The sequence below is a fragment of the Paeniglutamicibacter sp. genome, from assembly GCF_046714615.1.
In the GTDB taxonomy this organism is placed as follows: Bacteria; Actinomycetota; Actinomycetes; order Actinomycetales; family Micrococcaceae; genus Paeniglutamicibacter.
Map to the genome: position 1 here is coordinate 1 of NZ_JBKKAP010000180.1, position 8,504 is coordinate 8,504.

The 8,504-nt window shown below is 60.9% G+C and carries 3 protein-coding genes; all 3 read right to left on the reverse strand.

What is annotated here, in order from left to right:
• Window positions 1-5,090: 5,090 nt before the first annotated feature.
• Window positions 5,091-5,375: a hypothetical protein gene (locus ACLQ7E_RS21090; RefSeq protein WP_411734542.1), complete on the reverse strand. Its 285-nt coding sequence runs from the start codon at window positions 5,373-5,375 to the stop codon at window positions 5,091-5,093.
• Between the two features lie 530 nt (window positions 5,376-5,905).
• Window positions 5,906-6,637, reverse strand: a complete 732-nt coding sequence (gene istB / locus ACLQ7E_RS21095) for an IS21-like element helper ATPase IstB (RefSeq protein ID WP_411734543.1) — start codon at window positions 6,635-6,637, stop codon at window positions 5,906-5,908.
• The gene (gene istA, locus ACLQ7E_RS21100; RefSeq protein ID WP_411734544.1) at window positions 6,634-8,100 is read right to left on the reverse strand and encodes an IS21 family transposase; all 1,467 of its coding nucleotides are present in this window, start codon (window positions 8,098-8,100) and stop codon (window positions 6,634-6,636) included. The genes istB and istA overlap by 4 nt, the downstream gene beginning before the upstream one ends.
• Between the last annotated feature and the right edge of the window lie 404 nt (window positions 8,101-8,504).

Consider the following 8,504-nt stretch of genomic DNA (forward strand, 5'->3'; position numbering starts at 1 on the left):
GTGGTGAGTCCTACCGGGTCAAAAATGCGTTGATGAAATAGGCCAAACGCCAACATGGCAGGAAACCGGGCTCACGTGGCCTGATTCTTAGCGCTTTAATGGCCGACTTAAAGTTGACGAAACACACGCTTGCGCTCGGTGCGGATTGGCAGCAGGTTCCGCACGACGATGAGCCCACAATGACCGATCTCCAGCGCACCCCATGACTGTGCGGCCGGGAATCGATTGGATGAAGAAGTTGCTACGCGGACCCCGGAACTTTTCATTATTGGATGATCAATGATCAATGATCCTGATGGATGTTGGATCCTCGAGACCATCGCACTCATGGGCGATTGCCGGCAACATCAGAAGGCGGCGATCCAGGTCTTCCAGAGCCACTGCACATGGACGGTCCTCACTCCTGGTCGCGAGTAGCACTGGTGTACGACTGCTTGAATCTATCTGCAAGTGACAAAACGGAAAGCCCTGTTTTAGAGCTGTCGATTGAAGCTAGTGCCGTGCGCTTGGCACTAGCTTTTCGTGGTTGGGCTCGTCGAGCCACAGGACGTGCCAGCAAACATGGCCAAATCAATAAGGAGGCGACCATATGGGACGGACTCTTGGCCGCAACTCAAATATTCCGCGAATCCCTCGAATGACGGTTCCCGAGGCCCATGCGACATCGAGGGCGTGATGGTGACGACGATGTTTCACGTGAAACAAGACGAATGTTGACGATCAGCGGCCGTAGTAACGGTGCCATGACTTGCAGACGACGGCCGGGCCAACTTATTGATCCACCAAGCTTGGATGATGCAATAGGGTGGGTGCTTCCAGAAGCCATAAACCTAGTTGTTCGTCCGAAGGTGCGCAAGGGAATCTTGCTGAATTTCGTTGCATCCTCGGCCAGGGCAGTCTCTTTGGCTGAACTGTGTTGCTTTTTGAATTATTGAGGGAGCGGATCTCCAATCCAGCGCCAAACCAGCAGTGGCCATTCGAGCGAATGCAGTGCCTTGCCGGTAGACGCCTAGGATCCCACACTGTCCAGTGGCGTTCACAGAGTAGGGAACGAGGCCTTGGTACAGCTCTCACGAATATTCTGATGTTGTCCCAGACGGCCAACCAGGACAATATGGTGACGTTCTTGTGGCGGCATTGAGTCGAACTCGGATTGTCGAAGTGCTGGTGATGCTTTCATCCCTGTTGTAAGTGAACTTCGAGCCCGTTCCCGGCCGCCGGAAAACCAAGTGGCCTCGCCAATGGAGCAAAGGCAAGATTCACTCGTTCGAATCACAATCTCTTCCCACAATCAATTGGATGCATCGGACGACATCAGACTACGAGTGGGTTGGAAACAGAATGCCAGCACCGGGTCCATCTGTCGCAGATTTACGAGGAACACTGCACGGACCCTGCAGGAGGCCGCAGCACCGACCCACACGTCAACGGCAACGTCGCCAGCGACCGGCGCTCCATAAGGTCGGGTTGGGGGACCTTCCCCGAGGCACCCCGTCCTGAACCTGTACTTGGTCGAGTTTGAATGTCGGTGTACAGCGGGAGGCGGGCATCATTTTCATTGGTTCGGGGCGCAGCATCGAACACCGCTTATTCTTGTTCGGCTGGAAGACCGACGTGCGTGGGATTGCATTGCACGAGCCCGGTCACACGACGGCCTCGGCCGCGGCTCTGAAGCCTTCGCTAACCCAGGGGAATCCTGGCTGCCTGCAGCGACACGTTTATTCGCACACTGCAGGGCGGCAGTACCTTGGAAACGATGTATAGGAACCAGAAGGTCTCGGCGACTGAGCAGCTTCGGAGGATCGATGACGGCGCAATAGCGCCTGTCCCGCTTCCGAACAGACTTGAAGATGAGCCGTTGCGGAAAGATTCTGGATTCGTCGGGCGCCATGTGACCACCAGCCGTCAGATCCGTGAAGTCAACCTTGATCAGCCAGACGTTGACCGCGCTGAAGCCGCGCACCCGAACTGCGGTCGCATCGGAAATTGATGTCCTAGATCCTTGCCCAGCTGGATGCCAGCGGTATCCATGAGTACCAGCTCGGCGTCGTCCCACCTCGCCATCTCCGGCAATATGTTTGTCGCCCTATCGGGGTTCACCACGATCGATCCTCGATCGCAGGGTACCCCTGACGCCGAGCCCCTCTTGGCGCTCAGAGAGCACCCAACGAGCAAAACACCGGCCAGTGCCGCCATCGCTGCGCCTTGCGTTCAACCCTCCGGCCCCTCCTGTTGTTCCTGATGGGGCCATACGCGGCCCGTGATCCAAGGAACGCCATAGCGACCGACTGCCTTTCGTGCAAACCAATCGAACAGGCCGTAGAAGCGGATTTGGTCGGAGACGCTGCTGGGGAACAGAAGCAATCGGCATTCGCCCTTGGAACCTCTCTCTTGGCGATTCCCCACGAACAACATCGTGTGGGCCATCGCTGTCGGCAACAGGCAATCCACCGAGGATCCCAAGGCCGCCCCGCTGGAAGTGCTGAAGCCTTGGAACGTGCGGTCCCGGACGAACAGTCTTCAGCTCCTGGCGTCGCCCGGGCATCAATCCCAAACAGGCCCTTCACCGAGTGAATGGTTCAATTTGGTAACTGTCCAAGGATCTCTCGTTCTCAAACGCTTTTGCCTTGGGGGAGTGGAGCCAGCAGCGATGAACACCTAGTAGCCTCTGTGCTACCAGTGTTGCGACCTCGATGACGTTGTACGATCTCTGATGACACCGCGAGAAGGAATTCGTCGACGGATGGTGCAGCTCGGGCGTTAATCCTTGGGCGATGGAAAATTGCCCGCTGTCATGAAGGCCTGCCTAATGACGCTCAGCCCATGATTCCGTTCCCTTCCGTCATGATCGCCCGAAGGACTCTTTTGATTGCATACCGATTCGTCTAGGCGTTTCGGGCGGTCCCGGAAGCCGCCCGCTGTTCCAAATATTCCTCGGCTCAAATCGACAGGGGCCAGAATGAAAACAAGGCGCGACGACATGTCGGAGGGCCTCGACAAAGGCATCAACCCGCAGCTATCCATGGCGTTCAACCCGGCGTGGATTATCAAGGTCGTGCACGGGAAGCTTGAAGCCACGGGCTTTCGGGCTTCGGAACGTTTGGTATCTGGCTGCCGTGGCCAAAGGTGCGTACTGCTTTCAAGGTCGGAACCCGGAAGGACGAACGGCCGTGGGGCACGAAACTGGAGCAGGGCGGCCCGTACGATTTTGGACTCCGCCCATTTACCGAAGGGATCTTGACCGCCTTGTGCGTGGGCTGGATGTCCTGATCGTGGTACTCGGTGGCGGTTGTTTGGCGGAAAAGACTACAGGCCGTGGTGTTGTTGCGATGGACCTGTGCCTCCGCCTTCCGGGCAGCGTGCTTACCGCTTTGCCCGGCGATGACGAGCAAGAAGTGTCAGACGAAGTTCAAAACTGCCCATGAGTGGCATAGCGCTGGCCATCCATGGCGACCGTCGCTGACCACTGGCGGCAACCGTGGCGTGCCTGATCGTACGCTCGGGCAATCCCGCCGTTGTACGCCGGCGAGATTCCCGGGACAGCTCGTGTTCACAACGAAGTCCGGTACGGAACGTCTGGGCCACAGGTCCCGACCAGGGCTTCACTGTTCTAGAGATCGCCGCCTGCGGGTCCCGTCGGTCTGCGGTGCAGTCACGCCACTTGATCTGATTGGGCCGTTCACGGCTCGGGCCAAGCAGGCCGGGCATGGTGCTTCATTTTGCTCGACCGCGCGAACAGGTGGGCCGCCTCGCGGTGCCGCCGGTGGGCAGTTTCCAATTGCCGTTGACAGGATGTAATCGTTCACCGCATAGCCGGGGTGCCGATGAGATGAGCAAAGAGCGGAAGGGTGCGTTTGTCCCGCAACATGCGACCGCGGTGTTGACGACCTGGCCGGCGGATCTAATGCCCCGGGCCAGATCGAGGGTTCTGTGAAACATGCCAAGAGAGAATCGGTACCCGTTCAGATCAATCTTTTTGTCTCGTACGGGCCTGGTGCGCAAAGGGGGACGGTCTTCGTGACAGTTCGTGGTGGCCTCAGAATCCGCGAGCGACGGGATTCGCGTTGGGTCGCAAGAGGGATGCTTAGTTATGGAAGGGAAGCACCGCAGGCGCTTCCGACTACTTTCCATTCGACCGCGCTTTTGGCGGTATGCCGAGACTCGGCGAACACGCTCATCGGGCATCCGCTCCCGAAGGAGGATTTCGCGGGGTTCCACAGGATCGGCTTCAACGTGTCCGATGGAGGTGGCTGGGCACACCTTGGGTCCCTCACCATCAACGACAAGCATTTCCCAGGAGTCAGAACCTAGGTCCCCGACGACTGCGCGCGGCAGCCCCGCACAAGAGTAACGCGGAGTTCGCGGCGCTGGGTGGCGGGGCCAATGAATGGTTGAGGGAAACAGTGGCTAAGGGGAGTCTCCGGATCCGGATGACGATGGACGAAGTGGTCTCCAAGGGAAGGGGCTTCGAAGCGCTGGCAGGGATCATCGCCTTGTCACCGGAGACCTAGCCTCGGTGATCAACGCCGCCGGCCATCGTGCGCAGCACCGAGTCGGCGGGGAGGAACGAACTCGTACCCAGGGCCCCTCCTGATTGGGCGCCCTGGGGACTGTGGCGGGGTGCCAGCGGCCGGCGCTGCGTCGCTGTGAGCAGACCTGGACCGCCGTGTAGGAAGGCCCCGTCGTGGAGCATCGCGAACAGGAACGTTCGCCTGCGCTGGACCCGGACGATGATGGACTGGGTATGGTTCTTCCCCTCGGCTGGCTTTCAGTCGTGGTACATGGGCGAGGCAAAGGCGGAGAGATGGAACGCCCGTTTCCGGACCTTGTTGCCCTTCGCGGGGGAGTGGCCCCTGTGGACGGTGGTCCCGGACCTCCAGGTCACCGGCGCCAGTCTCGGGGTGGAAGCAAGGTGTCCTGGGGGAGGCCTGTTCCGTGGAGCTGACCTCGGCCAACGCCTCGAGCAATGCAATGACCTCGGATTGAGCGGTGCGGGTGTGGGCCGGAGACGGGCCTGATGTGTCAGAGCGCTGCTGGCGACTTCGGTGCCCGGTACGATCACTGTCTGCTGCTCCAGCGTCGCGAAGGCCTCAGGCGCCCAACGAGTCCACGCCCGCGGGGCGTGCCTGCACGGCAGAGGTTTCCACCCGCTCCTTTCCGGCCGCGCGCAGGGCGGTGGTAGTCCGATATTTGGCCAGCAGCTCCAGCACCGCTGTGTGGTCAAGCTGGGCGTCGACGATCCGTTCCAGGTCCGGGCGGATGACAAGTGCAGGCCGCGCTTCGGCTTCGAGGTCGCTCTGCCTTCTTTGTTCAGGTCGTCGTTGATGCCGCAGGCCATGGTCAGCTCGGTGGCCTGCGGCCTCTGCGATTTCCACCTAGCGCAGGGTGTGGGACATGGTGAGGGGCAGCCTCGCCGATGATGCGGGCGTCGCGGGCATCACTTCTGCTTGGGACTGGGCTACGGGGGCTTGGGGCCGGCAGGGCGACGACTGTGGCCGGACAGTCCACCAGGAACAGCAGTCGCCCATGCATGGACTGGGGCCTGATCATGGCTTTCGGCTTGGCCTCGTCCTACGGCTTGGCCTTCGCCCAGAACCTCTCGCCGGCCCAGTTTAGGGCCACCTTGTGGTGCTCGGGTTTCCCGGCATCGACGCCGATGGCGTCCGTGGTCTTTTGGTTCTTGAACACTGGGCACGCACCGAGAAGCCATGGATTAGCGGATGAGGCGGTGCTGGTCCGGCGTTTCACGTTTCTGCATCCACGCGACGCCCGACGTTCGATGGTGGTTCCCTGTCCCGGTCCGGCACCTGTTGGCGCTGTTGTGTTTCGTCAACTTTAAGTCGGCCATTAAAGCGCTAAGAATCAGGCCACGTGAGCCCGGTTTCCTGCCATGTTGGCGTTTGGCCTATTTCATCAACGCATTTTTGACCCGGTAGGACTCACCACGGAACTGCAAAAGCCTCCCGTGGTGCACCAGCCGGTCGATGACTGCAGCAGCCATGTTGTCATCCCCGAACACCGTTCCCCACCTCGAAAACTCCAGGTTTGTCGTGATGATCAGGCTCCGTTTTTCATACCCGTCCGCGATCACCTGGAAGAGCAGCCTGGCCCCTTCGGTGTCGATCGGCAGGTATCCCAGCTCATCGATGGCGATCAATTGGTTCTTGGCCAGGGACGCGAGTTCCTTGTCCAACCGATCCTCCTCCTTCGCCCGGCGCAGCATCATCACCAACGCCGAGGTGGTGAAGAACCTCGCCGCGATGCCCCGCCGGCACGCGGCCGCCACCAGGGCGGTGGCCATATGCGTCTTGCCCGTCCCGACATCCCCGTAGAGGACCAGGTCCTGGGCCCGGTCGATGAAATCCAGGGATTCAAGGGGATGGCTTCCATAGTCCTCGGGGAACCTGACGTTGCTGTAGTCGAATCCGGTCAGAGACTTCATCGCCGGCAACCGCGCGGCCTTCAACAGCCGCTGGCGCCGGGATTCGAGCCGGGATTCATGCTCGGCCACCAGCACCCCGTGCAGGTATTCGCGTTGCTTCGGGGTGCCCTTCTCGGCCCACTCGGTCAACACGCTGCCGGTCAAGGAAGCGTGCTTTCCGGCCTCGAGGAGGTCCTGGACGGTGATCGGGTTCATGCGACTTCTCCCGTGGTCATATTCAGGGTGGTGAAGGTGTCATAGACGCTCAGGTCCACGTTGGCCGCCGGCGGTTCGGTGCCGTCGGCCAGGCGACGGGCGAGCATGCCCAGCATGGCCATGTCCGGTCCGTCCCCGCGCTTGATCAGCGTGTCGGCGGCCTGAATCGCATGGTCGAACCCGGTGGTCCCGGATACGGCATCCACCGCATTGAACAGCCGCCGCCGGTCCGTGGCTGTGGCCTTGTCCAACCAGTCGCGCACCGGGTCGGTGACCAGGGCACGCAACGGGGAATGCGACCACGCACCGGGCTTGGTCACCAGCAACGGCACCAGCGACGAAGGCTCGAAGATCGTCTCGGTCTGCTTCCCGAAAACGCGGCGGAAGGTGCGGACAGGTGCGGAGTGCTCATCCAGGATCTGCACCACGTCGTGCCCCAACCCCACCGTGAGCAGCCGCCCATGGAAGGAAGACCCCGCCGCGTAGGTGTTCCCGTCCACGAGCAGGTTCCCGACCCTGTCGGCCCTGCGGGACTCGTAGCGCACCGCCTCGAAACCGACCCCCGGAAGCTCCAAGCAAGCGGCCACGTCCTGGGCGAACAGTTCACCCAGGGCCAAGCCCTTGCGGTAGTGCACGGTGCTGGCCAACGCGTCGCATTTGGCCATGAAGACCTTGTTCAGGCCCTGAAGGGTGGCGGCCTCCGGCTCGGGGACCATGAAGTTGCGGCGCAGGAACCCCACCGCGTTCTCAACATTGCCCTTCTCATGTCCGGAATATGGATTGCAGTACCGTGACTCGGACCTGTAGTGGAGCTTGAACGCGCCAAACAGCTTGGTCTCCACGACCCTCGTTCCCACCCGCCTGCCGATGCCCGTGGCGTTGTCAAACACCATGTGGCGGGGCACGGCCCCAATGTGCTCGAACACCGTCCGCAGCCCGTGGGCAACGCATTCTGCGGTCTCGCCACGGTACGCCTGCACGAAGCGCATGTTCGAGAACGGGAAGGTCACCAAGAAGATGTGCATCACCTGCCGGATCCCGGCAATGATGGCCTCGGCCTCGCCGAAGTCGACCTGCACGGTGCCGGCGGGCCAGACGAGCTCGGTGAAGCCCTCACCGGCCTGCCGGTTCGCGGCCCTCCAGCGGCGCACGAACCGTTGCACCGGCGAATACGCGCCGGTGAAACCGTGCTCCTGAACCAGCCGGTCAAAGACCCGCTTGGCGGTGTGCCGTTGCTTGTAGTTCCGCCGCTGGTCCTCGACCAGCCACTGCTCGATGATGTGCTCGAACCCGGTCAGCACGGAGCCCCCTGGACGCGTCTTCGGGACCACCGGTGCCGGGGAGAAATCCTTTTGGTCAGCATACTTTGCCACCGCGTCCCGGCTGACTCCCAACCGCCGGGCGATCTCCCGACCGGAGATTCCCTGGGAATCCAAACTTCTGATATTTTCTTGTACGGACATGGGTACCGTCATCTGCTTTCCAGCCCTTCCGGCGCAATCGCTCTGTCAATAGCAGCGCCGTAAGGAACCTATCTGGGGGTGGCGGGCCCATGTCTTTTGACACTCTGGGCAGGGCCTCGAACCACCGGGTGATCTCTATCTCCAAGCCAGGCCCGGAATGACGGTTTCCGGGAGGAATTCACTGGCCTGATTCTTATCGCTCATTTGGCTGGAAACCGGCCACCAACTTGGCTGGATTTCTTGGCTCAAATGGCCTACAGATAGTCGATCACACACAACACTGCTCCTCTCCGGACAATGGAGATAGAAGTATCACTCAACCTGCCGGCTTCTGGTTATGCCGAACTTCGCCCGCCACACCCCAGCAGTGGCAGTCATCCAGCCCCCGCTATCGGAATAACCAC